This is a genomic window from Pseudarthrobacter oxydans, from assembly GCF_013314975.1.
Classification (GTDB): domain Bacteria; phylum Actinomycetota; class Actinomycetes; order Actinomycetales; family Micrococcaceae; genus Arthrobacter; species Arthrobacter oxydans.
Genome location: NZ_JABTYH010000007.1, coordinates 103,655 through 128,720 on the forward strand (window position 1 = coordinate 103,655; position 25,066 = coordinate 128,720).

28 protein-coding genes are annotated in these 25,066 nt (G+C 67.4%); 16 read left to right on the forward strand and 12 right to left on the reverse strand.

All coding sequences use genetic code 11. From position 1 onward, the window contains the following. Window positions 1-6: 6 nt before the first annotated feature. The 4 genes from HTS88_RS07000 to HTS88_RS07015 form a co-directional block, all read right to left on the reverse strand. Complete coding sequence (locus HTS88_RS07000; protein ID WP_174176769.1) at window positions 7-411, reverse strand: ankyrin repeat domain-containing protein; 405 nt, start codon at window positions 409-411, stop codon at window positions 7-9. After that, on the reverse strand, window positions 408-1,493 hold the full coding sequence (ygfZ, locus tag HTS88_RS07005) for a CAF17-like 4Fe-4S cluster assembly/insertion protein YgfZ (RefSeq protein ID WP_174176771.1): 1,086 nt from the start codon (window positions 1,491-1,493) through the stop codon (window positions 408-410). Before ygfZ ends, HTS88_RS07000 begins: the two co-directional genes overlap by 4 nt. Before the next feature lie 98 nt (window positions 1,494-1,591). Beyond that, window positions 1,592-2,200 carry a nitrobindin family protein gene (locus tag HTS88_RS07010; RefSeq protein WP_104998656.1) on the reverse strand — a complete coding sequence of 203 codons (609 nt, stop codon included), beginning with the start codon at window positions 2,198-2,200 and terminating at the stop codon, window positions 1,592-1,594. 173 nt (window positions 2,201-2,373) lie between these two features. Beyond that, window positions 2,374-3,141, reverse strand: a complete 768-nt coding sequence (locus HTS88_RS07015) for a permease (RefSeq protein ID WP_174176773.1) — start codon at window positions 3,139-3,141, stop codon at window positions 2,374-2,376. Window positions 3,142-3,480: 339 nt separating this feature from the next. Between HTS88_RS07015 and HTS88_RS07020 the strand changes: the two genes are divergently transcribed. The 13 genes from HTS88_RS07020 (at window position 3,481) to asd (ending at window position 15,800) form a co-directional block, all read left to right on the forward strand. Beyond that, window positions 3,481-4,179 carry a winged helix-turn-helix transcriptional regulator gene (locus HTS88_RS07020; protein ID WP_066277942.1) on the forward strand — a complete coding sequence of 233 codons (699 nt, stop codon included), beginning with the start codon at window positions 3,481-3,483 and terminating at the stop codon, window positions 4,177-4,179. A gap of 33 nt (window positions 4,180-4,212) precedes the next feature. Then, window positions 4,213-5,184 carry a mycothiol synthase gene (gene mshD / locus HTS88_RS07025; protein WP_174176775.1) on the forward strand — a complete coding sequence of 324 codons (972 nt, stop codon included), beginning with the start codon at window positions 4,213-4,215 and terminating at the stop codon, window positions 5,182-5,184. 131 nt (window positions 5,185-5,315) lie between these two features. Further along, complete coding sequence (locus HTS88_RS07030; RefSeq protein WP_174176777.1) at window positions 5,316-7,565, forward strand: RNA degradosome polyphosphate kinase; 2,250 nt, start codon at window positions 5,316-5,318, stop codon at window positions 7,563-7,565. A gap of 11 nt (window positions 7,566-7,576) precedes the next feature. Next, window positions 7,577-8,545 carry an NUDIX hydrolase gene (locus HTS88_RS07035; RefSeq protein ID WP_174176779.1) on the forward strand — a complete coding sequence of 323 codons (969 nt, stop codon included), beginning with the start codon at window positions 7,577-7,579 and terminating at the stop codon, window positions 8,543-8,545. 96 nt (window positions 8,546-8,641) lie between these two features. Then, window positions 8,642-10,273, forward strand: a complete 1,632-nt coding sequence (locus HTS88_RS07040) for a hypothetical protein (protein WP_343044891.1) — start codon at window positions 8,642-8,644, stop codon at window positions 10,271-10,273. Beyond that, window positions 10,270-10,668 carry a GntR family transcriptional regulator gene (locus HTS88_RS07045; RefSeq protein ID WP_174176782.1) on the forward strand — a complete coding sequence of 133 codons (399 nt, stop codon included), beginning with the start codon at window positions 10,270-10,272 and terminating at the stop codon, window positions 10,666-10,668. The genes HTS88_RS07040 and HTS88_RS07045 overlap by 4 nt, the downstream gene beginning before the upstream one ends. A 44-nt stretch (window positions 10,669-10,712) precedes the next feature. Continuing rightward, entirely contained in the window at window positions 10,713-11,516 is an 804-nt protein-coding gene (locus HTS88_RS07050) for a thymidylate synthase (RefSeq protein WP_174176784.1), read from the forward strand. Next, window positions 11,513-12,097 carry a dihydrofolate reductase gene (locus HTS88_RS07055; protein ID WP_174176786.1) on the forward strand — a complete coding sequence of 195 codons (585 nt, stop codon included), beginning with the start codon at window positions 11,513-11,515 and terminating at the stop codon, window positions 12,095-12,097. The genes HTS88_RS07050 and HTS88_RS07055 overlap by 4 nt, the downstream gene beginning before the upstream one ends. A 2-nt stretch (window positions 12,098-12,099) precedes the next feature. After that, the gene (locus HTS88_RS07060) at window positions 12,100-12,318 is read left to right on the forward strand and encodes an NF038396 family protein (protein WP_174176788.1); all 219 of its coding nucleotides are present in this window, start codon (window positions 12,100-12,102) and stop codon (window positions 12,316-12,318) included. A gap of 106 nt (window positions 12,319-12,424) precedes the next feature. Beyond that, window positions 12,425-13,405, forward strand: a complete 981-nt coding sequence (locus HTS88_RS07065) for a WXG100 family type VII secretion target (protein ID WP_174176790.1) — start codon at window positions 12,425-12,427, stop codon at window positions 13,403-13,405. A 19-nt stretch (window positions 13,406-13,424) separates the two neighbouring features. Then, the gene (locus HTS88_RS07070) at window positions 13,425-14,087 is read left to right on the forward strand and encodes a hypothetical protein (RefSeq protein ID WP_246256054.1); all 663 of its coding nucleotides are present in this window, start codon (window positions 13,425-13,427) and stop codon (window positions 14,085-14,087) included. A 34-nt stretch (window positions 14,088-14,121) separates the two neighbouring features. Further along, a complete protein-coding gene (locus tag HTS88_RS07075; RefSeq protein WP_246256056.1) occupies window positions 14,122-14,523 on the forward strand; it encodes a hypothetical protein in 402 nt (133 codons plus the stop codon). Between the two features lie 134 nt (window positions 14,524-14,657). Beyond that, a complete protein-coding gene (gene asd / locus HTS88_RS07080; protein WP_174176795.1) occupies window positions 14,658-15,800 on the forward strand; it encodes an aspartate-semialdehyde dehydrogenase in 1,143 nt (380 codons plus the stop codon). Window positions 15,801-15,996: 196 nt separating this feature from the next. Here the strand turns inward: asd and HTS88_RS07085 are convergent, their stop codons facing one another. After that, window positions 15,997-17,106, reverse strand: coding sequence for a winged helix DNA-binding domain-containing protein (locus HTS88_RS07085; RefSeq protein ID WP_174176797.1), 1,110 nt, complete (start codon window positions 17,104-17,106; stop codon window positions 15,997-15,999). Between the two features lie 56 nt (window positions 17,107-17,162). Between HTS88_RS07085 and HTS88_RS07090 the strand changes: the two genes are divergently transcribed. Beyond that, window positions 17,163-17,660 carry a hypothetical protein gene (locus HTS88_RS07090; RefSeq protein WP_174176799.1) on the forward strand — a complete coding sequence of 166 codons (498 nt, stop codon included), beginning with the start codon at window positions 17,163-17,165 and terminating at the stop codon, window positions 17,658-17,660. Here HTS88_RS07090 and HTS88_RS07095 read toward each other — a convergent pair. From HTS88_RS07095 to HTS88_RS07105, 3 genes are read right to left on the reverse strand one after another with little or no spacing between them, the layout of a single operon-like run. Continuing rightward, the gene (locus HTS88_RS07095) at window positions 17,641-18,708 is read right to left on the reverse strand and encodes a UDP-N-acetylmuramate dehydrogenase (protein WP_174176800.1); all 1,068 of its coding nucleotides are present in this window, start codon (window positions 18,706-18,708) and stop codon (window positions 17,641-17,643) included. The two genes, HTS88_RS07090 and HTS88_RS07095, sit on opposite strands and share 20 nt — an antisense overlap. A gap of 40 nt (window positions 18,709-18,748) precedes the next feature. After that, window positions 18,749-19,186, reverse strand: coding sequence for a MaoC family dehydratase (locus tag HTS88_RS07100; RefSeq protein ID WP_174176801.1), 438 nt, complete (start codon window positions 19,184-19,186; stop codon window positions 18,749-18,751). Between the two features lie 2 nt (window positions 19,187-19,188). Next, window positions 19,189-19,650, reverse strand: coding sequence for an FAS1-like dehydratase domain-containing protein (locus HTS88_RS07105; protein WP_174176802.1), 462 nt, complete (start codon window positions 19,648-19,650; stop codon window positions 19,189-19,191). A gap of 140 nt (window positions 19,651-19,790) precedes the next feature. Between HTS88_RS07105 and HTS88_RS07110 the strand changes: the two genes are divergently transcribed. Both HTS88_RS07110 and HTS88_RS07115 read left to right on the forward strand, forming a co-directional pair. After that, entirely contained in the window at window positions 19,791-20,171 is a 381-nt protein-coding gene (locus HTS88_RS07110; RefSeq protein WP_174176803.1) for an ArsR/SmtB family transcription factor, read from the forward strand. After that, window positions 20,168-21,841, forward strand: a complete 1,674-nt coding sequence (locus tag HTS88_RS07115; RefSeq protein ID WP_174176804.1) for a SulP family inorganic anion transporter — start codon at window positions 20,168-20,170, stop codon at window positions 21,839-21,841. The genes HTS88_RS07110 and HTS88_RS07115 overlap by 4 nt, the downstream gene beginning before the upstream one ends. Here the strand turns inward: HTS88_RS07115 and HTS88_RS07120 are convergent. The 4 genes from HTS88_RS07120 to HTS88_RS07135 all read right to left on the reverse strand — a co-directional run bounded on the left by HTS88_RS07120 (window position 21,829) and on the right by HTS88_RS07135 (window position 25,046). Further along, window positions 21,829-22,053 (reverse strand): DUF3188 domain-containing protein, encoded by a 225-nt coding sequence (locus HTS88_RS07120; RefSeq protein ID WP_174176805.1) that lies wholly within the window; start codon window positions 22,051-22,053, stop codon window positions 21,829-21,831. The genes HTS88_RS07115 and HTS88_RS07120 overlap by 13 nt on opposite strands. Before the next feature lie 47 nt (window positions 22,054-22,100). Further along, entirely contained in the window at window positions 22,101-23,045 is a 945-nt protein-coding gene (locus HTS88_RS07125; protein WP_174176806.1) for a DUF2797 domain-containing protein, read from the reverse strand. Window positions 23,046-23,073: 28 nt separating this feature from the next. Then, a complete protein-coding gene (locus HTS88_RS07130; protein ID WP_066278004.1) occupies window positions 23,074-23,937 on the reverse strand; it encodes an HpcH/HpaI aldolase/citrate lyase family protein in 864 nt (287 codons plus the stop codon). A 167-nt stretch (window positions 23,938-24,104) separates the two neighbouring features. Further along, window positions 24,105-25,046: an aldo/keto reductase gene (locus HTS88_RS07135; protein WP_174176808.1), complete on the reverse strand. Its 942-nt coding sequence runs from the start codon at window positions 25,044-25,046 to the stop codon at window positions 24,105-24,107. Between the last annotated feature and the right edge of the window lie 20 nt (window positions 25,047-25,066).

A 25,066-nucleotide genomic window follows, 5' to 3' on the forward strand; every position in this document is an offset into this window, starting at 1 on the left:
TCCCGCCTAGGCCAGGAGGTCCAGGATCTCCTGGCGGGCGAACATTTGGGCGGCGGCGCGGGCCGACGGCGCTCCGGCATCGGGGTCGGCGCCGGCATCCAGCAGGACCCTGGCCACATCGGTGTAGCCCTTGAACGCCGCTCCCGCGAGCGGAGTCTGGCCGCGGTCGTTGGCGGTGCCGGGCTCGGCGCCGTGTTCCAGGATGAGCTGCACGGTTTCCGCGTGGCCATGGTAGGCGGCCAGCATGAGGAGGGAATCCCCTGCCGAATTGGTCAGGGCGGCGGGAGCGCCCGCGTCCAGGTAGGCACGGAGCAGCGCCGTGTCCCCCTCCCTGGCAGCCTGGAAGAGCGTGTGCGCCAAAGCCAGCGCGTCGTCGTCGGGCCCTGGGCCGGGCTGAACGTTGTCCGTCATGGTCGTGGCCCCCTAAGGAATCCGGTCTGGCGCCCCACCACCTGGCCGGCGTCGGGGGCAACGATGAGTTCCTGGGCGGCAGGGTATGGCTCGTCGCCGTCCAGGACCGTCAGTATTTCATCCGCGGCGACCGAACGTTTTATGACTGCCAGCGCAACCGGGCCCATCTCGTAATGCTGGGCCACGGACGTCACCGTCCCCACTTTGCGTTCCCCCGCCAGGACCGGGCTGCCGGCCTCCGGCAGGGTGTGCTGGGATCCGTCAAGCTGGAGGAACACGAGGCGGCGCGGCGGGTGGCCGAGGTTGTGCACCCGCGCTATGGTTTCCTGGCCCTTGTAGCAGCCCTTGGCCAGGTGCACCGCGGTACGGAGCAGGTCAAGTTCGTGCGGGATGGTCTTGTCATCCGTTTCCGCCCCGATCCGGGGACGCCAGGCTGCCACGCGCAGCGCTTCGGCGGCAAGGACGCCCGCAAGGGGACGCCCCGCGACCGTCTTCTCCAGGTCATCAGCCGGAACGAGGTATTCGAACCACGGGCGGTCGAGCCCGGGGTGGCTGGCCTCCGGGATGGTCGCATAGGAGTAGCCCCCGGCCCCCACGTGCGGCCACGGGTCCTGCCAGGCCAGCAGGCCGGACCATTCCGGGACCGCTTTCGTGCTGCCGACAACGGCCCAGTCCGCGGAAACATCGGCAATGTCCACCCGCAGCATGAACTTCATCCTGTTGAGGAACCCGGCGAGGGGTGCGGCCTCGGCAGCTTCGACGATCAGCCACGTTGTGGCGCCGTCGTCAATGACCCGCGCGTCGAAATCAATCCTGCCCTGCACGCTCAGGAGGAGGAGTTCACTGGATTCATTCGGCTGCAGGCCGGCGACCTGCTGCGAGGAAAGGGTGTTGAGCCAGCTCAGGCGGTCCGGGCCGGTTACCGTGACAACGCCGCGGTGGGAGAGGTCGACGACGGCGGTTCCGGCCGCAAGGGCGCGCTGCTCGCGCAGGGGCTCACCATAGTGGGCGGCAACGCCGGCGTCCGCGCCGGCCGCCTCAACGGCGCCCGGGCGCGACAGCAGGGGGCTGGGAGTAGTCATATGTAGTAGAAGTCCTTGGGGCTCGGCGGTATTCCGGATTTTCAGGCCGGAGTGGATCCGGGCCGCCTGCGTCTTTCATGCCGAAGGACCGGGAGGAGTCAGGAAACCTTTTTCAGGAAGGCCGAGGCATGCGCTTCCAGGCCTTTGCCTTCCTTGCCGCCAACAGCAACATCCCAGCGCCACAGGAGGTTGCCGTCCACCAGGCCGAAGATACGGGTGGCGGCGCTGTAGTCCTTGGAATGGCTCCCCCGCATCACCATATCCGTGGTGAGCTGGATCTGCGGGCCTTTGATCTGCCCGTAGTAGAGCTCGGAAATGCCTCCGGGGTGGGAGATGGACACCGAGATGTCGAAGCCGCCCTCGCTGTTGCGCAGGGCCTCCACCTCGTCCGCACTCTTGAGCGCCGGAACGATGTCCGCGGGGATCAGGCCGGGGCCGCCGTCGGCATCAAGCTGTTTGCGCTCCAGCGCCCAAAAGCCTGTCTCGACGGTGAGCGGCCGCAGGCGCGTGCCGTCGTCGTCCGTCAGCCAACTTTCCGCACGGTACTGAAGGTACGGCAGGCCGTTGTGCGTGAAGGACACGTGCTGCAGGAAGTGCTCCGAGTCCTCGTCACCGCTGCCAAGGCGGCCGCGGCCCTCCCACTCACCAATGAGCCAGGAAAGCGGAACGAGTTCTGGAGTCAGGTCTGTAGGAATCTCAATGGGCACAGCGACTACCTCTGGAAATCGGCTAGCTCCGGAAAAAGGCGTCTACTTCTGGCCCTTGAAGAGGCGGTAGACCACGAATCCGGCAAACCAGGCCATGGCGAGGCTGGCGATGCCGAGCAGGACAAGGAAGAAGATTTCAAAAGCAAGTACGGACATGATGCCATCCTAACGCGTTAGTAGATGAGGAGTTTGTCTATGAAGTAGGCAAGAGAACCCACCGCCGAGACAGGGGCAAGGCCCATGCTAAGCGCAGCGGGGACGTTCAGGGGCGCACCCCGCAGGGTGGCCAGCCGCCGGAAGCTCGCCAGCACAGCGCCCACCACCACGCCGAAGATGGCGGCCGGGAGGACGGCGATGTCCGAGAGCACCAGCCCGGCGAGCGGTCCCGCAAGGCCAGCCATCACAATGCCCAGGGGCGCCACGACGCTGTCCGGCCAGCGGATCAGGCCTGCCAGCAGCGCAACTGCGGCGCTGATGGCCGCCACCAGGAGCATCTCCCGGACGCCGTTGAACCGTGCCCCGGCTATCCAGCCGGAACCCAGGCAGGCGAGAAGAACCCCTGCGCAGCAGCCCAAGGTGGATTCCAGGCGCTGGGCCTGGCCTGTTCCGCGGAGCAGCTGCACGATGAAGACGGCCATCATGCCCAGGGCAATGAACGCCGGGGTCCAGTCCAGGTAGCCGGGGGCAGGGGCCAGGCCGGCAGCAACCGCTGCCCCGGCCCCTGGCACGGCAATCACGGCGGCCAGGGTCTTCTTGGCGGGAATCCGAAGGAAGTGCGGCCACCCGATGCCGACGGCGGCAGCCATGGCAACAGCAACGGCCACGAGGACTTCACGGGAGGTGTAGACGCCCGCGATGATTGCAGCGAGGCCGGCCATCCCCACGACGCCGATAGTCCATGAGCCCAACGACCGCGCCGGTGCCTGCAGCTCCGCGGTCATGCGGAGCCCGGCCTGGATTTAGTTTCTGCACTCACTGCGCTGCAATCCCATCCTGGCGTCGACCTGGAAGGGCGGGGCCGCCCTTCGCGGAGGGCGTCGGGGCCCTGGCTCAATCCTGCCTTATATGAACGGGATATGTCGCAAAACGTCCCTTTATCCGGGCCGGATCCGTGGCTCCGGACAGGCCTGCGGGTATACTCAAAGCTCAGCTAAGCTCACTGCTGAGGTGGCAGGCCGGCCCTTTTCCGCTGGCCATGCGCCGGAGGCAGGAAGCCAGTACCGGCCGGTGAAAACCCGGTTCAGTCGCCCAATGATGCGCGGACGGCCCATGGAGGAACAATGTCGCACATCCTGCTCTTGACGAACAGCACTGGCTCTTCGGTGGACATCCTGCCTGCCCTGGAACTGCTGAACCACCGGGTCCACATTCTTCCCGCCGAGCCCACTGCCCTGCTGGAGACCGATCCGTGCGACATCGTGCTGCTGGATGCCCGGAAAGACCTGGTGGGCGCCCGTTCGCTCACCCAGCTGCTCAAAGCCACCGGCCTCAGCGCTCCCCTGGTCCTGATCCTGACCGAGGGCGGTATGGCGGCCGTTTCCTCCGCCTGGGCCGTGGATGACATCGTGCTCGATTCGGCAGGCCCCGCCGAGGTGGAGGCCCGCATCAGGCTGTCCGTTGCCCGGGCCGTCCCGGACCATGAGGACGCGCCGACGGAGATCCGCGCAGCCGGCGTCGTCATCGACGAGGCAAGCTACACCGCCCGCGTGAACGGCGCACCGCTGAACCTGACCTTCAAGGAATTCGAGCTGCTGAAGTACCTGGCGCAGCACCCCGGCCGCGTCTTCACCCGGCAGCAGCTGCTTACCGAGGTGTGGGGCTATGACTACTACGGAGGCACCCGCACCGTGGACGTCCATGTCAGGCGCCTGCGGGCGAAGCTCGGTGCCGACCATGAGAACCTCATCAGCACCGTGCGCAACGTGGGCTACCGCCTTACCCTGGTGCGGCAGCAGGAAGACGAGCTTACCGAGGCCTGAGCGCCCTTGCGGCATCCCGTATAGCCTTGCCTCATGACTCCAGCGCATCCTGAAAAGTGGCCCGTCCATACAGAACGGGGCGCGGTAGACCAGCAACTCCTGAAGGACTGCCGGAACCTCCTGGCCGCGGCGGAGGAATCCGACGGCAACCCCTCCATTTCGGAGCAGACCCTGGTGACCTTGCGCACCGGCGGATCGGCTGGGCAGTCCCCCCTGACCCTGGCCCTGTACGCCCCGGACGAGGACTCCGACCCCGCCACCGGCCAGGACCTGGCCGGATTCGCCGTGGTGGTGGAGGAGCCCGACGGCACCGGCGTGCTGGAGATCGCTGTCCATCCCAGCTACCGGAACCAGGGCGTGGCTGACCGCCTGGTGGGTACGCTCAAGGGCAGCCGCGGGCTGGAGGGGCTGAAAGCGTGGTCCCACGGCAACCATGAGGCCGCCGCGGACCTGGCTGCCCGGTATGGGTTCGGCCCGGTCCGCGAACTGTGGAAGATGAGGATGACGACGGCGGGGGCGGACCTTCCCGGGGCCGTCCTGCCGGAGGGCGTGTCCCTCCGGACCTTCGTGCCCGGCCAGGATGAGGACGCCTGGCTGGCGGTGAACCGGGCCGCTTTTGCGCACCACCCTGAACAGGGAAGCCTCACCCGGGCCGACCTCGAAGCCCGGATGGCCGAGGACTGGTTCGACCCCTCGGGTTTCCTCCTGGCCGAGGACGGCCAGGGCCGGCTGCTGGGCTTCCACTGGACCAAGGTCCATCCGAAGCACGGCCCGCACCCGGCCATCGGCGAGGTCTACGCAGTGGGCGTGGCGCCGGAAGCGCAGGGCATCGGACTGGGCAAGGCCCTGACGGTTGCCGGCATCCGGTACCTCCAGGACCTGGGGCTGCACGCGGTCATGCTGTACACCGACGCGGAGAACACGGCTGCTGTTGCGCTGTACCGGGGCCTGGGCTTCACCCGCTGGGACATGGACGTCATGTACGGACAGGTGGCAACGGTTTAGTCCGGCAGGGTGACATACGGGTTCCCGGGCGGGAAATGCACGGCCTTCAGCGCACCGATTGCTTGTAAGGTTGAAGCAGTACCCGCGCAGGCCGGAAGCGCCAGCATCAACCGCCAGGTAAAGGAGATGCCATGAACCCGGAACCTTCCGGAGCAGTCACGTCCCAGGACGTCGCAGTGCCGGTCCGCGCCCGCTTCGGCTCCTCGGAAGTTCCCGCCTCGCGCGCCACCCAGGACCGCATCGACATCCCGGAGTTTGCGCCGAACCTGCAGCCGGAGGGCGACATCCGCCCCGACCGGTTCCTGGACCGTGAACTGAGCTGGCTCAGCTTCAACTCCCGTGTCCTGGAACTGGCGGAGGACCCCACGCTGCACCTGCTGGAGCGTGTCAGCTTCCTGTCGATCTTTGCTTCGAACCTGGACGAGTTCTTCATGGTCCGGGTGGCAGGCCTGAAGCGGCGCATCGCCACCGGCCTCGCAGTTCCCTCCCCCGCAGGCCTGAGCCCTGTTGAGGTGCTGGAGAGGATCAGCGGCGAAGCACACCGGCTCCAGCAGCGTCATGCGCAGGTCTGGGCCGAGCAGATCCGTCCGGCGCTGGCCTACGAACACATCCACCTCATGCACTGGGACGAGCTGGACGACGCGGCGCAGGAACAGCTGAGCGTGATCTTCCGCGAGAAGGTGTTCCCCATCCTTACGCCCCTGGCAGTGGACCCGGCGCACCCCTTCCCCTACATTTCCGGCCTCTCGCTGAACCTTGCCGTGGTGGTGCGCAACCCTGTGAGCGACAAGGAGCTCTTTGCCCGCGTCAAGGTGCCGGACCAGCTGCCGCGCCTGATGTCCATCGACGGTCCGCGCGCCGGCGCGGTGGCCGGACGCGTGGCGCGCTTTATTGCGCTTGAGGAAGTCATCGCGGTCCACTTGGACAAGCTGTTCCCCGGGATGGAGGTCCTGGAGCACCACAGCTTCCGCGTCACCCGGAACGAGGACGTGGAGGTGGAAGAGGACGACGCCGAAAACCTCCTCCAAGCCCTCGAGAAGGAACTCCTGCGGCGCCGTTTCGGCCCGCCCGTCCGGCTTGAGGTCACCAACGACATCAACCCGAACATCCGCGCGCTGCTGATCCGCGAGCTCGGCGTCGAGGAATCCGAGGTCTATTCCGTCCCGGCCCCCCTGGACCTCAGGGGACTCTCCGTGATCGCCGGCATCGACCGCGCCGACCTTCACTACCCAAAGCACGTTCCGCACACGTCGCGGTACCTGAACGAGTCTGAGACGTCCAAGGCCGCCAACGTGTTCGCCGCCATGCGCCGCCGGGACATCCTGCTCCACCATCCCTATGACTCGTTTTCCACGTCGGTCCAGGCGTTCCTGGAACAGGCCGCCGCCGATCCCAAGGTGCAGGCCATCAAGCAGACCCTGTACCGCACCTCCGGCGACTCCCCCATCGTCGACGCCCTGATCGACGCAGCCGAGGCCGGCAAGCAGGTCCTGGCCCTGGTGGAGATCAAGGCCCGGTTCGACGAGCAGGCGAACATCTCCTGGGCCCGGAAGCTGGAACAGGCCGGCGTGCACGTGGTGTACGGCATCGTTGGCCTCAAGACGCACTGCAAGCTCTCGCTCGTGGTGCGCCAGGAGGTTGACGGGCTGCGGCGGTACTGCCACATCGGCACCGGTAACTACCATCCCCGCACCGCCCGCTACTACGAGGACCTGGGCCTCCTGACCGCCAACGAGCAGGTGGGCGAGGACCTGTCCAAGCTCTTCAACCAGCTCTCCGGTTACGCCCCCAAGTCCACGTTCAAGAGACTGCTGGTGGCTCCGCGTTCCGTCCGTTCAGGGCTGATCGACCGGATTGAGACCGAAATCCGCAATGCCCGCGCGGGAATCCCCGGCCGTGTGCAGATCAAGGTCAACTCCATGGTGGATGAGGCCATCATCGATTCCCTCTACCGCGCGTCGCAGGCGGGAGTAAAGGTTGACGTGGTGGTCCGGGGTATCTGCTCGCTACGCCCCGGGGTGCCCGGGCTCAGCGACAACATCACCGTCCGGTCCATCCTGGGCAGGTTCCTGGAGCACTCCCGGGTGTTCGCCTTCGCCAACGGTGGGGATCCCGTGGTGTACATCGGCTCGGCGGACATGATGCACCGCAACCTTGACCGCAGGGTGGAGGCCCTGGTCCAGCTGTCCAGCACCGACGACATCACCTACGTCCTTGACCTGCTGCGGCGCTACATGGCCCCGGAAACCTCCAGCTGGCACCTGGACAATGAGGGCGTCTGGACCCGGCACCACCTCGCCGACGACGGCAAGCCCCTTGAGGATGTCCAGTCCTGGCTGCTGGCATCGCGCCCCCGGCAGCGCAGCCTGAGCCGGCGTTAAGGGCTCCTGTTTTGTCGAGCGATGCACTCGTAGCAGACCAGACAGACCACCCGGGGGAACCAGTAGCCGTCACGGCTGCCGGCGCCGTGCCGTGGCGCGTGGTCAAGGACAAGCTTGAGGTCCTGCTGATCCACCGGCCGCGCTACGACGACTGGTCCTGGCCCAAGGGCAAGATCGACGACGGCGAAACCATCCCCGAGTGCGCGGTCCGGGAGGTCCAGGAGGAAATCGGCCTCACCGCCCAGCTGGGCATTCCGCTGCCGCCCATCCACTACCACGTGGCATCCGGCCTCAAAGTGGTCTATTACTGGGCTGTCAAAGCCAACGGGGCGAGGCTGCTGCCCGACGGCAAGGAGGTGGACAGCGTCATGTGGTGTGCCCCCGAAAAGGCTGCTGCGCTGCTGTCCAACCCCTCCGACGTCGTGCCGTTGCAGTACCTGGAGGAGGCCCACAGGCGCGGGCACCTGGACACGTGGCCGCTCCTGGTGCTTCGCCATGCCAAGGCAAAGCCGCGCTCGTCCTGGAGCAAGGCGGAAGGGGAGCGGCCGCTGGCCGCCACGGGCACACGGCAGGCGCAGGCGGTGAGCCGGCTCCTGCACGCCTGGAAGCCGCTTCGGGTAGTGACCAGCCCGTGGCTGCGGTGCGCCGCAACGGTCGCACCCTACGCCAAGGTGGTTGGTGCCAAGGTGAAGCTCGCGGAGGCGCTGACCGAGCACCGGCATGCCCGCAGCCCGAAGAAAACGGCCGCTGTCGTTGAAGCCCTGTTCGACAAGCAGCGTGCGGTGGCGGTCTGCACGCACCGCCCGGCACTGCCCACCGTGTTCGGGCAGCTCGCTGAGCACATGCCGCAGCACCTGCGTGCACTCCTGCCGGCGAAGGAGCCCTACCTGTCCCCCGGCGAACTGGTGGTGTGCCATGTGGCTCCCGGCGGTAAGCGGCGGATCGTGGCGGTGGAGCAGTTCAAGCCGTTTGACGACTAGCCAATAAGGGGACACCCCCAGGAGCGGCGCTGCGCTTGACCCCCAGGGCTTTGTATCAAAGACTTAGTACATTGATGCACACTTCTGGGGGATGACGTGCCGTTTACCGATGCAGCTCTTTTCAGCAATGTTCCGCCCATGGCCGTGGTGTGGCCCTTCCTGCTGGCGGCCGGCAGCTACCTCCTGCTTCGGTGGGTCATCTGGGGACCCGGCAGCGGGTCCGCTGCCACTGCCTCCCAGCACGCACTCTGGGTGGGGATCATGGGATGGCTGGCCAGTTCCCTCCAACCGGCCGGAAACGCCGGCATCCTGCACGCTAATCCGGACTCCCAGCCACTCATCAGCAGCGCAGCGATCGTGCCCGCCCTGGCCTGGCCGGTTCTCGGGTGCCTTGCCGTGCACGCCATCGGCCAGCTGAGTTATCCCGGCCCACGGCTCCCGCGGCGCCAGGCGGACCTGGAAGTGCGGCGTGTCCGCGACTTCCTGCCCCGGCCACTCGCCTGGACCGTCCTTGCGGTGTTTGCAGGGACCGCCCTGCAGATCGGCTGGATGGCGACGCTTCCCGGCTACGATCCGGTCCCCTACAGCTCCCGCCCCGACCCCGTCCACACCTATGTGACGTATGGCGGCGACGGCCGGGTCCCCGGCATCGAACTGGCTTCCTACCTCGGCCCTGCCCTCCTTGTCCTGGCAGTGGGAACCTGGCTGGTGCTGGTGCTGATCACGCGGCGCCGCCGGCTGGAGGCGCTGGACACCGGGGAAAACAACCTCCTCAGGACCATTGCCATGAACAGGTTGCTGCGGACCGTGGCCACCATAGCCTCGGGCCTGGCGGCCATTGCGGGCAACCACGCAGCGAGGCCCGACCCTTCCCTTGTTGCCGGCGGGTGGATCAACGCGGCCGGGGCGGTAAACCTCGCAATCCTGCTGGCCATGTGGCGGTGGGCGCCGCCCAGGCTCCCCGCGGTCCGGGCAGACCGCAGCGGGCTTAAACCCCGTGAGCCGGCAGCGGCCTCCCACCCCGCCGCCCGGCTTTCCATGTCCCTCGGCGCAGCCCTGGGGCTTGCCGCATTCGTCCCGGTCCTGGTGGCTGTGGTCATTCCAGCGGCCGTGACGGGGCATCCCGCCCTTGTGGTGGCGATGGCGGCAGCGCCCGTCCTGCTGGTCACGGCCGCAGGGGAACTGCTGATCCAGCGCAACTACGGAACCCCCCAAGCGCCGCGGGAGTGGCCGCGGCAGCCGGTCAGCCCGGCCCTGCTCACCACCGGCATCGCAGCCCTCACCGTCCTGGCCGCAGCCGTGGTGGTGACTGCCTCCGTCCAACCGGAACTTGGCATCCTGCCGACGTGGGCTCCCACCCTGTGGGCGTGTGCTGCAGTGGCGCTCCTCGCAGTTGTCCCCCTGGCGGCCGCGAAAGGCCGGAAGGGCATTCCGACGGCGGTCCCCGGGCTGGACGCCGCGCTCCGCGCCATCACCGTGCACAGGGTGGTCCGGACGCTCGCGGCCTGTTTCACGGTGCAGGCCGGCGTGCTGCTGCTGTCAGCGGGGCCGGACATACGCCGGGGACTCGACCTGGAACCTGCCTCCTGGGCCTGGGCCTGGGACGCGGCCCCCTTCACCGGCGTGCTGTTGTGCACCGCGGGGATCGTCATTGCCGTGATTCCCGTGCGCAGCTTCGCCCGCACCCCCGCCTCCGGCCGCAACCCTGCCAGGGAACCGGCCACATGAGCGCCGGGATCACCGTGGACCTGCGCTCCGCAACCCCTCCCTACGAACAGATACGCTCGCAAATCAGCTCCCTGATCGCGTTGGGTGCTCTCGCCCCCGGGAGCCGCCTGCCTACGGTTCGAAGCCTCGCGGCCGACCTTGGCGTCGCAGCGGGCACCGTTGCCCGGGCCTACAAGGAACTGGAGGCTGCCGGGCTGGTGGATTCCCGGCGGCGGGGCGGGACCGTCGTCGCCGCCCCGGCCACCGGCAGGCCGGGCGGCCGGGGAACTGTGCCCGTCCCCGCAGCGGTGCAGGCCGCCGTCGACCATTACATCGCCGCCGGCCGGGCAGCCCACCTGAGCGACGAAGTCCTGCTGGATGTGTTGCGCGGCAAGCTGGGAAAGGGCGCAACGTAATGCAAGCACGCAGCCGCCCGGTGATGTCCCAGTAGACTTGAGCCGTGAGCATCCCAACGCCTTATGAAGACCTCCTGCGCGATGTCCTGGCCTCCGGCACGCACAAATCGGACCGCACGGGCACCGGAACCACCAGCGTTTTTGGACGCCAGATCCGCTTTGACCTGGCCAAGGGTTTCCCGCTGATCACCACCAAGCGGGTCCACTTCAAGTCCGTGGCCGTGGAGCTCCTGTGGTTCCTGCGCGGTGAGACCAACGTGAAGTGGATGCAGGACCAGGGCGTCACCATCTGGAACGAGTGGGCCGACGCCGACGGCGACCTCGGGCCGGTCTACGGCGTCCAGTGGCGCAGCTGGCCCACCCCGGATGGCGGCCACATAGACCAGATCGCGGAGCTGATCGAGAACCTCAGGTCCAACCCGGACTCGCGCCGGCACGTGGTGTCCGCCTGGAATGTCTCCGAACTGCAGGACATGGCACTGCCCCCGTGCCACGCCTTCTTCCAGTTCTACGTGGCGGACGGCAAGCTCTCCTGCCAGCTGTACCAGCGCTCCGCGGACATGTTCCTGGGCGTGCCGTTCAACATTGCCTCCTACGCACTGCTCACTTGCATGGTGGCGCAGCAGGTGGGCCTGGAGCCCGGCGAGTTCATCTGGACCGGCGGGGACGTCCACATCTACGAAAACCACATGGACCAGGTCCTCAAGCAGCTGGAACGCGAGCCCTACGAGTACCCGCAGCTGAAAATCACCCGCAAGCCCGGCTCGATCTTCGACTACACGCTCGAGGACTTCGAGGTGGTGGGCTACCGGCACCACCCCACGATCAAGGCTCCGATCGCCGTATGAGCACCGAAAACTTCACGGACCCCCAGTCCTTCACCGAAGAGCTAGCCGCCTCGATCACCGGGGTGGGCCTCATTTGGGCGCAGACCCCGGACGGCGTCATCGGCAAGGACGGGGACATGCCCTGGCACCTTCCCGAGGACCTCAGGCACTTCACCCGGCTGACCACTGGGCACCCGGTCATCATGGGCCGGAAGACCTGGCTGTCCTTCCCGGACAAGTATCGGCCCCTGCCGGGACGCACCAACATCGTCATTACCCGGCAGAAAAGCTGGGCCGACACACCTGAGGCGGAGGGCGCCGTCGTGGTTCCTTCCCTGGACGACGCACTGCTGGAATCGCAGTTCGTGGACGGCGGCGACACTGTCTGGATCCTGGGCGGCGGCGAGATTTTCCGCCAGTCAACGGAGCTGGCCAACGTCGCGGTGGTCACCACCATCGATGTGGAGGCCGACGGCGACACATTCGCCCCCGAGCTTGGCACCAGTTGGGAGGCGGCCGCCTCCGTCCCTCCGGACGGCTGGATGACAGCAGGGAACGGCACGCGCTACAGATTCACCAAATGGTCAAGGACTGAGGGCTAGGAATGTTGAAGAAACCGGAAACCCTCTTTGTGCTGGGCTACATGCTGCTCCCGCTCCTGGCCCTCCTATCCGCAATCGTTGGGCTCACCATGATCCTGGGCGGCAACAAGATCGCAGGAGCCATCGTGCTGGTGGTGGTTACGCAGGTGTTCGCGTTCGGCGCCTTCTTCGCGCTGCGTGCACGCAGGGCCGCCGTGCTGGAGGACTCCGACCGCAGGTAGCGCCTGCGACGATGGGGAGACCACCCCATCGCGCGCGTCCCGGGTTTGTTACTAGGCTGGGCCTGCAGCGTCAGGGACCGCTGTTCAAAAGATTGGGGGATGCCTGGTGGCAGGAAATTTATGGGGCGCCGATGTTGACCAGCTGCGCACGCTGGCACGGCAGTTCAGCAAGACGGCTGACCTGCTGCTGCAGCAGTCCACGCAGCTGAGCGGCCAGATCAACAACACCCCGGCCTGGAAGGGCCAGGATGCCGAGCACTTCCGTTCGGACTGGAACGGCAGCCACCGGGCACTCCTGCAGAAGACTGCGGCGCGCCTAAAGCAGGAATCAAAGCTCCTGCTCACCAATGCCGAGGAACAGGACAAGGCGAGCAGCACCGGCGGGGCCGGCGGGCCTGGCGGGACCGGCGGATCCGGGGGGCAAAGCACGGGCGTGCCGGGCAGCGTTGGAGGCCCGGGCACAGGCCGCCCCGGAGCAGAAAATCCGTGGGGACCGGACTGGCTCGCGGACCCTGATTCCCCGTTCCGCGACGGCTGGGACATCTATGGCCTCACCAAGGCGTTCCCGAACCTCCGCGCGGGCCTCTTCGACATCGCCGCCATGCTGCACAAGTCCCGCATCTCTGATTTCCTTGATCCGGCAGCATGGCGGGCCTTCCAGAACTCCAACGAGTTCAGCAAATTCTTCAACATGTCCAACAGCCTGTTCGAAGGCAAGTTCCACGAGGTCCTGGACCTCGCCGAGGGCTCCAACGCCTTCAAGTACCTCGACGGGTTCAGCAAGGGTTTGGGCGTTGTGGGCGTTGGTTTGGACAGCCTGGACGCCTTCAACAACTTCCAGGAAGGCGATTACGGCTCCGCCGCCTACTCCACCACCAAGGCCCTGTTGGGCGCCGGTTCGTTCCTTCCGCCGCCGGCCGGCACTGCGTGCATGGTAGCCAGCGGCGCCCTTGCCCTCTACGACAACGTCCCCATCGTCCATGATTCCGTGAACTACGTCGGGGATAAGATCGCCGATGGGGCCGAGGCAGTTGGCGGCGCGATCAGTGACGGCGTGGACGCCGTCGGCGACTTTTTTGGCTTCTGAGAACTGAGGAGAACAACCAGTGACTGAAACAACCACAGCCAGGTCCTCAAGCGCCGGCCAAGGGTTTCCGGACGCGATCGGTTTTGGCTTCGCCGAGCTCCTCGTGCTCCTGAACCTGCGGCGCGGACCGGCCACCGAAGCCTCTGCCAAGGCACTCCGGCTGGAAGGCGAACTCGACGACGCCTCCCTCCTTTCGGCGGGAGCGTCCTCCCTGGTGGCCCGCGGTGCAGCGACGGTGGGTGCGGACAGGGAGCTTTCCGTGGAGGGCCCGGTGGCAGCAGTCACCCATGCCTTGACGGAGGCGGAGAAGCTGGTGCAGATCAATCTGCTCACGCCCGGTTCCGTGGACAACGTCCTGTCCGTCGAGTCACCCGAATACCGGATCCTGCTGCAGCCGCGGGCCTACCTCAGCTGGTTCGCGATGGCGCAACGGCCGGACACCACACCGGCAGAAGCCAACTTCTTTATTGTGCGCAAGCATCTGGAAGACAACCCCGACGGCGGAGCCACCATCCGCCTGCTCGACAGTTCCGACGGCAAGCAACTGCTGGTCAAACGCAGCGAAAAGGGCTGGACCGTGGGCTACGGCCATCTTGATGCCCCTTCCGAACCCATCCGGGAATTTCCGGGCCTCACCGACAACCAGGTGTTGGACCACATCCGATCGATCCGACAGGACTAGCATGCAGAACGGCAATCCGAGCAATACTCCGGGCATGGCACCCACACCCGACGATCAGGTCCGTACCTTTCATGAGCAGGCCCTGGCGCGCGGGGAAAAGCGCGTGCTGCTCCGTACGGTGGATGGCGCGCTCCACAGCTATGCGAAGGACGAACTCGGCGTGGTCACCGCCAGCTCCCACCCGCAGGTGCGGTCCGCAGGAGGGTTCCTCGTGATGGCCGTGTTCTTCGCTGCCCTGGCGGTTTTCTCGATCATGCTGGTGGCCGGCCCCACCAGCAGGGGCCAGGATCCCCTGTGGGGAGCCTTGATCCTTACAGCCGCCGGGGCCGCCGGCGTCCTCTACGCGGCACGGATGGCGGGGGTTGCCGCCAAGGCCAAACGGCTGAGGGTGGAACGGGGAATACCGGAACCCACGGCCAGGCAGTTCGACCGGTAACGGACAGTCTGCCGCCCGCAACGGCCTGCAGGCAGTGAGCCGCGTGCCGTCGTCGTACGTTCAGACCCCCGCAGCCGCCCACGACGTGACGTAACCGACTGCGCGCTGCCGGAACGGAAGTCTAAACTGTACGAATGACTACAGCAGCTACCCCTTCCGTCGGCCTGGTCGGATGGCGCGGCATGGTCGGCTCCGTCCTCATGCAGCGCATGCAGGATGAGGGCGACTTCGCCAACATCAACCCGGTGTTCTTCTCCACCTCCAACGCGGGAGGTGCCGCGCCGTCTTTCGCTGGAACAGCAGGAGGCAGCGCCGGCAAGCTCGAGGACGCGTTCGACGTCGATACCCTGGCGAAGCTGCCCATTATCGTTACCGCCCAGGGCGGGGACTACACCAAGCGCGTGCACACCGAGCTTCGCAGCCGCGGCTGGGACGGCCTCTGGATCGACGCCGCCTCCACCCTGCGCATGAACGACGACTCCATCATTGTGCTGGACCCCATTAACAGGGACGTCATCGACAAGGGCCTGGTCAACGGGACCAAGGACTTCATCGGCGGCAACTGCACCGTCTCCTGCATGCTCATGGGCCTCGGCGGCCTGTTCAAGAACAACCTCGTGGAGTGGGGCACCTCCATGACCTACCAGGCGGCCTCCGGCGGCGGGGCACGGCACATGCGCGAGCTGCTCAGCCAGTTCGGCACGCTCAACGCCGAGGTCAGCACGGAACTGGACGATCCGGCGTCGGCCATCCTTGACATCGACCGCAAGGTCCTGGCCCACCAGCGCACCGACATCGACGCCACCCAGTTCGGCGTTCCGCTGGCCGGGTCGCTGATCCCCTGGATCGACGCGGACCTGGGCAACGGGCAGTCCAAGGAGGAATGGAAGGCCGGAGTCGAAACCAACAAGATCCTGGGCACCTCCGAGGACAACCACGTGGTCATGGACGGCCTCTGCGTCCGCATCGGCGCCATGCGGTCGCACTCCCAGGCCCTGACGCTAAAGCTGCGCGAGGACCTCCCGGTCGCCGAGATCGAGAAGCTCCTGGCCGAGGACAACCAGTGGGCCAAGGTGGTCCCCAACACCAAGGAAGCGTCCATGGCGGACCTGACCCCGGTGGCGGCCTCCGGCACGCTGGACATCCCCGTGGGCCGCATCCGCAAGATGGAGATGGGTCCGGAGTACATCAGCGCCTTCACCGTAGGCGACCAGCTCCTCTGGGGCGCTGCCGAGCCGCTGCGCCGCATGCTCAACATCGCCACCGGGAACCTGTAACCCGTTTCGGCAGCGCTTCCGCGGCTCTGCCCCGCTCGAACGGTCCTGCCCAGCCGTTCGTGCGGGGCAGGGCCGTTCTGCGTGGCCCGGACGCTCTCTCATTTGATGCGGGTTAATCCGGGACGCTCTCTCACTTGAGCAGCGAAAGTGAAAGAGCGTTCGTGAAGAACCGACATTAAGTGAGAGAGCGTCCCTGTCAGCTCTCCAGGAAGCTGAGGTAGCGCTTGGCTGCCCGGGCGAAGGCGGCCTGCGCGGCGGGGCCAAGGCGCCTGGTGTGGTCGAAAAGTTCGGGCACGACGGCGGCATCCCGGCTGGTGCCGCCCCGCGCCCAGGTGCCGATCACTTCTCCCCCGGCCACCAGGGTCTTCTTGAAAACGCCGTTCCCGCCGGGCACGATGCTGTCGGAGTACTCCGGGGGCAGGACGGCTGTCCGGTCCTTGTATCCCAGCAGGAACTCATCAAAGCCGGGCAGCAGCAGGACGGACCGCGCTCCCGGACCCCCGGCCTCCAGCAGGGCGGCAGCCCCGGGTGACATCCAATGCACAGCATCCCCGAACTGCCGTTCCACCAGCTGCCCGCGGACCGGTTCAAACGCCGCCCGCACCTCCGTCAGCGGCAGCTGCGTCCACCACGCGAAATCCGCCAGGGTTGCCGGCCCGTGGCTGCGGAAGTACCGCAACGCGAACTCCCCCAGGGCCTCCTGCCGCTCCGGATTCCGCGACACCGGGATCCAGTCATCGAAGGCCACCAGCAGCTGTTGGTTCTTGGCCAGCGGCCCCTGCACCAGCCACGCGTGCCGGCACAGTGTCCCCAGGAGGTGGATGCCCCGCTGTCCCTGCGTCGGCTGCCCGGCGGCGTCGAACACCCGGAACAGTCCGGCACGGCTGGCGGGACCGCCGGCGGCGATGTGTTCCAGCGCAATATCCCGGCACTTCTCAACGTCAGCCCAGGTGATGCCCAGCTCCCGGTGGCGGGCCGCGATGCTTTTGGTGAGCCGTTCAGCCGTGAGGTCCAGCATCCAGCGCAGGTCCTCGGGGGCCACGAGATGCAGCGTGCCGCGCATTGGCCACGACCGGACCACGGCACCGGTGTCCAGGGCGGACCGGACATCGCTGAGGCCGCATCCCGGCACCCGCACGCCCACGGCCCACATGGCGGCCTGCAGGTCCTGGGCCTGCATCGCCGTCATCCATCGCACGGCGTCCGCAACCGAGCCGACGCCGTCCGCGCCACCCGCAAGCCTTTGGGAGGCAAGCCGCAGCCTGCCCACGATCCTGCCGTCGGGACGGCCCATGCCAGCAGCCATGGCCCTATCTTAGGACGCGCCACCGCCCGCCCGTCACGGACCGCTAGGGTAGAAGCATGACTTTGGGGAGTTTGTGGCAGTTGCTCGCGCTTAAAACGAGGTGGTGGATGGCCGGCGGCACGGTCTGCGTCCTGGCAGGATCCTGCCTGGGGCTGCTCCAGTTCTCCACCTTCCTCGGAGACGGCCGGTCCGATCCCCTGCTGCTGCTCCCCTCACTCGTCCTGAGCCTCGGCGGCGGCTATGCGGTACTTTTCCCGGGCATCAGCGTCAGCCGCCAGGGCGTCAGGCTATACCGGGACTGGCGGCACCACCCGCCCGCGGCGAAGGTCCTCTGGGTCCTGTCCCTCGCCGTCGCCCTCGGCGGACTGGTGGCCTGCATCCTGTCAGGCCTCGCAAATCCGCTGTTGCCGGGCCAACTGGTGTGGCTTTTCACGGGAATTTACCTGGTGCTCGCCGGCTGGTCGTCCGCCCTGCTGGGCCAGGCGGCGGTGGTCCGGGCCAACGCCCCCGGCGTGGCGGGCGATCCTGCGGGTGCTACAGCTCCAGGCCGATAAGCAGCGGTTCCGGGTGCAGCTGGATGCCAAAGCGCTGTTCGACGCCGGCACGCACCTCGCGCGCCACGGCCACCACGTCCTGGGCAGTGGCTGAGCCGCGGTTGGTGATGGCGAGCGTGTGCTTGGTGGACAGGGAGGCCCGTCCACCGCTGACGCTGCCCGGTTCCAGCCCGAACCCCTTGGCAAAGCCGGCCTGGTCGATCAGCCACGCGGCGGACAGCTTTACCAGCCCGTCCTGCCCTGCAGGGTACCGGGGCGCGCCTTCGGGGAGGGCGGCCGCCACCTCGGCCGGAACGATGGGGTTGGTGAAGAAGGAGCCCGTGGAGTACGTGTCCCGGTCCTGCGGGTCCCACACCATACCCTTGGAGGCACGCAGCCGGAGCACCTCGCGGCGCACATCGTTCGAGTACGCGCGCTTGCCCACCTCGACGCCAAGGGCACGGGCAAGTTCCGCGTAACGGATCGGCGCGCTCATCCGGCCCAGGGGCAGCTGGAACTCCACGGTCAGCACTACGTACCGGGGTGAGCCGTTGACGGTGGTCTGCTTGAGGATGGAGTCCCGGTAGCCGAACTGCAGCTCCGAGTTCGTGAAGGTCTTTACCGCGTTCCGTTCCCGGTCCCACGTGCGCACTGCCGCGATGGTCTGGGACACGTCGGCACCGTAGGCACCCACGTTCTGCACCGGCGTCGCACCCGTTGACCCGGGAATGCCGGCCAGGGCCTCAACCCCGGACCAGGCGTGGCGGACCGCGTGCTCCACCAGCTTGTCCCAGTTGTGCCCGGCCTGCACCACCACTGCCACGCCGCCGCAGGAGTCCTCCGCGTTGACGGTGAACCCCTGCGAGGCGACCTGGACCACGGTTCCGGGGAACCCGTCGTCGGAAATCAGCAGGTTGGAGCCGCCGGCGATGATCAGCAGCTGCTCCCCCGCGGCGTCCGCGGCACGGACGGCGTCGATGATCTCAGCTTCGGTTCCGGCCTTGATGAACTTGTGGGCAGGGCCCCCGACGGCGGCCGTGGTCAGCTGGGAGAGCAGGGTGGAAGTCACCTGTCCACCCTATCGGGAAAGTGTTCCCGCCTCCCCCGGGCTAAGCCAGTTTGACGACCGCCTGGGCCTTCATCAGGACTTTCTGGCCGGCGGCTGTGACGGTGAGGTCCACCCGCGCGGTGTTCGCCTCGGCGTCGAGCTTTCCAATGATGCCGCTGACCTCGATGGTGGCGCCGGCGTCGGGCGTGCCCGTGGTGTCGGTGACCAGGACGGGCTTGGTGAACCTCGTCTGGAAGTCGACGACGGCGGCCGGGTCGCCCGCCCAGTCGGTCACCAGCTGGACGGCGGAGCCCATGGTGAACATGCCGTGGGCGATGACGCCGGGCAGTTCCACACTGGTGGCAAAGGCCTCGTTCCAGTGGATGGGGTTGAAGTCACCGGAGGCACCGGCGTACTTGACCAAATCGGTGCGCGTGACCTCGATGGTGCGGCTTCCGATCTCCTGGCCGGCGCTGAGTTCGTGGATGCTGAGGCTCATGGTTACTGTCCCTCTCCGCGGACCAGGATGGACGACGACGTGGTGGTGACGGGTTCGCGGGAATCATCCGCGCCGAGAGCGAAGATTTCCGACCGGGTGGTGATCATCGCACCACCGCCCATGGCCCGGACACCGTCCACGTGGAGCTCCGCGACGAGGCGGTCTCCGGCGAAAATCGGCCGGTGGTGGGTGAAGCGCTGGTCCGCGTGGACCACGCGGGAGAAGTCGATGCCGGCTTCCGGATCCTCGATGAGTTGGGCGTCGGCACGCTGGGCGACGATGATGGCGAAGGTCGGTGGAGCCACCAGGTCGCCGTGGCCCAGGGCCCTGGCAGCGTCGACGTCGAAGTGCGCGGGATGGGTGGCCTTCACGGCGCGGGCGAACTCGCGGATCTTCTCACGGCCAACGTCGTACACCTCTGCGGCAGGGTAGCTTCGGCCCTGCAGGTCCGGATTGATAGTCATGGCCTCAAGCCTATCGTTGCCGCATCCGGCAGGGGGCTTGCATGACGTTGATATGATGATTTCATCAATCCATCAATTCACCGGCCATCCGTCATCTGCAACCGGCCAGCTGCCATCACTGTCACGTTGAGGAGCTTCCCATGCTGCCTTCCGCCCAGGCTCCGCTGTACGAGATCAAGGCCAACCTCTTCAAGGGGCTGGCGCACCCTGCAAGGATCCGCATCCTTGAGCTGCTGGCAGCGGCGCCACAGGAAACCGCCGCGGTGAGTTACCTCCTGGCGGAGACCGGGCTTGAAGCCTCGCACCTCTCCCAGCACCTGGCCACGCTGCGCAAGCACAAGGTGGTGACCTCTGTGCGTACCGCCAACGCCGTGACCTACCGGCTGGCGCACCCCGGGATTGCCCAGCTGCTTGCCATCGCGCGGACGTTCCTCCTGGACACCCTTGCCGATTCAAACGAACAGCTCCGGCTGGCGCAGCAGCTGCCTGCAGAACACCTCGCCGGCGGGGCCGCCCTGTGAAACCGGACGCGGGCACGGCCAGGCGGCACACCAGCCGGTTCCTGCCCTCGAAACTGGACTACGCGGGACTCGGAACATCGTGGCGGACCGACCTGCTGGCCGGCATCACGGTGGGCATTGTGGCCCTGCCGCTGGCCCTCGCGTTCGGCGTCAGCTCGGGAGTGGGCGCGGAGGCCGGGCTCATCACCGCGATCGTCGCCGGCCTGGTGGCAGCCGTGATGGGCGGATCACCCGTCCAGGTCTCCGGCCCCACGGGTGCCATGGTTGTGGTGCTGGCGCCCGTGGTGGCACTGCACGGCCCAGGCAGCGTGGCCCCGTTGTCACTGATGGCGGGGCTCCTGGTCTGTGTCCTGGGATTCAGCGGCCTGGGCCGGGCGGTCGCTTTCATCCCCTGGCCGGTGGTGGAAGGCTTCACCTTGGGGATCGCCGCCATTATCTTCCTCCAGCAGGTTCCGCCCGCCACCGGCACGTCCGCCGCCCCGGGACACAACACCCTCATCGCTGCAGTGGAAGCCGCATCCGCCGCAACCGTCTCGACTGCCCTGCTGACCCTCGCAGTCGTGGCGGGAGTCGCCGTCGTGATGGTCCTGGTGCAGAAGCTGCTCAGGGCACTGCCGGCCAGCCTGATCGCGGTGCTCCTCGCCACGGCGGCCGCCGAGCTGTTCCGGCTGGAGATCCCCAGGATCGGCCCCCTGCCGCATGCCCTGCCCGCTCCGGCGGTTCCCGCCTTTGACCTGGATCTGCTGGGCAGCCTGGCCATGCCCGCGGTGGCCATCGCCTGCCTTGCGGCCATCGAGTCGTTGCTGTCCGCCCGGGTTGCGGCAGGAATGACCGGGCCGGATGGCAGGCCGAGTGGGCCGTACAGCCCGGACCGGGAGCTGACGGGCCAGGGCCTGGCGTCAATCGCTGCGGGCCTCTTCGGCGGCATGCCCGCCACGGGGGCCATCGCGCGGACGGCCGTGAACGTCCGGTCCGGTGCCAAGACCCGGCTGGCCGCCGCTGTCCACGCCGTGGTCCTGCTGGCGATTGTCTACCTCGCCTCGGGCATGGTCAGCCGGATTCCGCTGGCAGCCCTCGGCGGGGTCCTGATGGTCACTGCCGTTCGGATGGTGTCCCGGCGGACCGTGGCGGCGATCCTCCGCTCCACCAGGTCCGACGCCGCCGTCTTCATCCTGACGGCAATTATCACGGTGGCGTTCGACCTGATCGTTGCCATCCAGATAGGGCTCGCGGCGGCAGCCCTCTTTGCCCTGCGCACGTTCGCCTCGCTGAGCAGCGTGCAGCGGGAGGAGATCCCCGGTCCGCGCGCCGAGGGTGACGAGCACATCGCCGTCCTCCGGCTGGACGGGGCCATGTTCTTCGGCGCCGCCGAACGGATCCTGCAGGAGATCAGCCAGGTCAAGGATGTCCAGGTGGCCATCATCAGGCTTTCCCAGCTGCGGATGCTCGACGCCACGGGCGCGCATGCACTGGTGGAGGTGGTCTCCGCGCTGGAGCTCCGGGGCATCACCGTTTTACTCAAGGGCGTCCGGCCGGACCACCTGCAGCTGGTAACGAACGTGGGAGTGATCCGGTCCCTGCGGCACCACAAGCACCTCTTCGAGCACCTCGGGGACGCCGTGGAACACGCCCGCAGCCACGTTCGCCGGAACGCCGCCTACCGCTTGTAGCCCTTCCGGATCGCCTGCCCGCGGACCACAATCCCTGCAATGTGCAGGACCAGGCCCAGGCCGATCACCGGCAGGGATGCCGTGGCAAGGCCGGAATTGCCGCTGGTGTTGCCCACCAGGTTGAGGATGATTCCGACGGCGATCAGTCCCATCGCACTGAAAACCAGGACTTTATAGCGGGTTGGCGCGGTGGCCCAGAATTCGTTCAGCACCCGGACAGTCTACCGGGGGCCACGCCGCTGGTTGCAGAAACGCAGGCTCAGAACAACGCCTCCTGGACGGCCGGCACCTCGGAACTGTACTGTCCCAGTTCGATGCTGCGGCCCTTGAGCCGGCCGAGATCCACCACGAATTCCAGCCCGGTCCCATCGATGGCTGCCAGGGCGAAGCTGCCGCACAGTGAAGTAATGGTGAAGCCGTGGGAGCCGGCCGCGAGGGCGTGCGGATACAGGTGCCGGCGGCCCTCGGAGCAGAGCAGGCCGGCCAGCGCCGGCCTGCTCCAGTCCTCCTCCACCACGTGGAATCCTTCAGCGCCGGACCGGGAGACCACTCCGCGGGCGGAAGCGGCGAGGGCTGCGTTATGGCCCCTGAGCCAGCCTGCCGGGGCCGGGGAAGCCAGCGCCGCAGCCTTGGCTGCGGACCGGACCTGCTGCGGAAGCCCCGCCTCGCGCGTGACCAGGTCCTCGAGGATCCGCACCACGCGGCCGTCGGCGGCGTGGGCAACATAGCACGCCGCCACGGCTCCCTGCTCCGCGAGGCGTTGCCATTTGCGGAGCTCCGCGGCCGTGCCCACCTTGCTGGCGCCGTTGGCGAAGGTGGCGACGTAGAGCCAGTGCGGCTGCATCAGGTAGCTGCGCAGCCCGGGCGGGACCCGGCCGTCCCGGTGGAAGTCATGGATAAGCCGGGAGTCATCCACCACGAAACACCGCTCGCACTGGTGCCCCCGGACGGCGGGGGCCCGCCTGGCGCAGAGGACGTGGTCCCGGTGGGCGGGGCCGTGCACCACATGGTGGCCGAGGCAGTGTTTCCCCTCGGCGGCGAGCCGGAAGCCCAGGCGCGTCCCGGCGTCGAGCGTTACCTCGCGGAAGGTGCCGTCCGGCGCCTGAAGGCGGAGGTACGGGCCAGGACCGGCACTTCCGCCCGCTGCCGCCCCAGGAGCCGCAGGCCAAAAGACCCCGTGGACCAGATAACGGGTATCGGTCACGGGGTCTCCTGAAGTGAAAGCGTGTGGACTACAGCGCCGGCTGCACCCCAAAGGCTACCGCGAGCTTCATGATCTTTTCGGCGCGTCCCAGGCGGGGCAGGTCGGAGCCGTCACGGATGACGCGGCCGTTGGCCTCGAAGTCCGCCATGAAGTCCGTGGCCCAGGCGACGTCCGAGGGCGTGGGGCTGATGACCTCGTTGATGACGGGGGTCTGGTCAATGGCCAGGCAGAGCTTGCCGGTCATGCCCATCATCACGGTGATGCCGGTCTGCTCACGCAGGATGGGGTGGTTGGTGCCCACGGTGGGCCCGTCGATGGGGCCGGGAAGGTTGCCGACGCGGCTGGCGACGACGAGCTTGGCGCGGGGGTAGGCCATGGCCTCGGGCGTGGCTGCCATGCCTGTGTCGCGGCGGAAGTCGCCGGAACCGAACGCCAGGCGGAAGGCGCCCTGTGCCTTGGCGATGTTGTTCGCTTCCTCGATGCCCAGCGCGGACTCCACCAGCGGGATGACCGGCGTCTTGCCGTCCATGCGGTGGAAGCTCTCCGTCACCTGGTCTGCGGACTCGGTCTTGGCCAGCATGACACCCAGGAGCCCCGGCGTGCCGCGGAGGCCCGCCAGGTCATCAGCCCAGAAGCGGCTGGTGGCATCGTTAATGCGGACCCAGGCCTTGCCGCCGGCGGTCAGCCAGTCAACCACGTTGTTCCGTGCGTGGTCCTTCTGCGACGGGTCCACGGCATCTTCAATATCCAGGATGATCGAGTCAGCTCGCGACACCGCGGACTGGTCGAACAGCTCTGTCTTCATGGCATTGACCAGAAGCCAGGAACGGGCGATTTCTGCTGGGATATTGCGTTCCGGCCTTACGGTCTCGGTGGCGATGGTAGACGTCATGTATCTACCGTATCCGCCCCGCAACCCCGACGCCGAAGAAAATGGCCTGCTTGTGGGGATCAATACGAACTAAACCCCAAATGACCGGAAGTTGCGGGAAAGCAGGTAGCAGCAGGTGTCGTTTTGAGCGCTCAAAACGACACCTGCTGCTACCTAGTTGGGGTGGGTCAGGGGATGTTGCTGCCCCGTGCCGTCACCCAGAGCCCGTACCAGTCAGCCCGGGTCATCTCCCGGGCCACGCGGGCAGCGTCGGCACACGCACGGATCCGTTCCGGGTTGACCGTCCCGATCACCGGCGCGATACCCGCCGGATGCTTCATCAGCCATCCCAGCAGGACGGCTTCTCCGGTGCTGCCGTACTCCCCCGCCAGCCGGGCCACGAGCTCAGCGGTGGCGGCATCTGCTGACGCGAGACTTTCCGGTTCCGCCCCGGTGTACAGGCCGCGCGCCAGCGAACCGTAGGCCTGCAGCGTGATGGAGTTGCGCACGCAGTACTCAAGGGTGCCGTGCGGGAAGCTGTAGTCCAGGTGCTCGGCGTGGTTGACCAGCACCTGGCTCTCCAGCCAGGCCCGCTTGAGCAGGCTCATCTCCAGCTGGTTCGCCACCACCGGGGTGTCCAGCCGGTCCTGCAGCGCCTCGATCTGCGCCGCGGACATGTTGGACACGCCCAGCTGCCGGACCTTGCCTTCTGCCATCAGCTGCCCGACGGCGGCGGCCACCTCCGCCGGATCCGCCAACGGGTCCGGCCGGTGGAGCAGGAGGATGTCCACATAGTCCGTCCGCAGCCGCTGCAGGCTGCCGTTGACCCGTTCCAGGATGGCATCCCGGCTGAGGTCGTAGTGCGTCTGCAGCCCGCGCTCGTTCAGCCGGATGCCGCATTTGGTCTGCAGCCTGATCCGGCCGCGCAGCCCCGGTTCAGCTGCCAGAACCTCACCAAACACGGCCTCAGACTTGCCGCTGCGGTAGATGTCCGCGTGGTCGAAGAGGGTGATCCCGGCATCCAGCGCGGCCTCGACGGCTGCCGCGGCCTGGTCCACATGTTCAGTCCCGTGCGGCTCGCCGGACCAGCTGCCGCCCAGGCCCATGCAGCCATAAATGAGTTCCTGCATCAGGCAGGCCGCCCGTCCGG